The 685-nt window shown below is 73.0% G+C and carries 1 pseudogene; it reads right to left on the bottom strand.

Annotated elements, in window-relative coordinates:
• A pseudogene (locus KUM32_RS39190) lies at window positions 1-685 on the bottom strand (ABC transporter permease); the annotation flags it as partial.

Genomic DNA, 685 nt, shown 5'->3' with positions numbered 1-685 from the left:
GGAGCATCCACAGGAACTGGTTCGCCGTGATGTCCCCGCCCGGCACCTTCGGCAGGTGGCCGAAGGGCGAGAGGTTCATCACCGACTGGTCCAGCTCCATCGCCGGGCCCAGCCAGCCGATGGCCACCACGAACCCGACCACGCCCCAGGTGACGGACGTGAACTTGGGCAGCACACCGAACAGGAACACCGCGATCGAGGTGATCACCCACACCGCCGGGGCCTGCAACAGCGTGGCGCCGAGCACGCGCGGCACCTGCCCGCCGAGGTCGCCGGAGGCCGCCCCGTACGCGATGCCGAGCGCGAGGCCGCCCGCCGCCAGGATGACGACCGGGCCGAGCAGGGCGACGACCAGGTGGCTGGCCGCCCACTGCACGCGGCTGACCGCGTTCGACAGCAGCGGCTCCGCGCGCTGGTCGGTCTCCTCGCCGCGCAGCCGCAGCACGGCGCTGGCCGTGTGGATCGTGACGACCAGGCCCAGGATGCCGACCATCGAGGCGAGGAAGGCGTCCGTGAGCCCCTCCTGGCCGCCCATCCGCAGGAACGTGTCGCGGGTGCTCTCGCTGTCGCCGAGGAAGTCGTCGGCGCCGTCGGCGATGCCGCCGAACACCGCCCCTGCGAAGGCCAGGCCGGCCATCCACGCCAGCAGCGTGCCGCGCTGGAGCCGCCAGGCGAGCCCGTAGAC

This window comes from Streptomyces sp. AC627_RSS907, from assembly GCF_019049165.1.
Note: the sequence above shows the minus strand (reverse complement) of the source record. Positions and strands in the feature narration are given on the sequence as shown.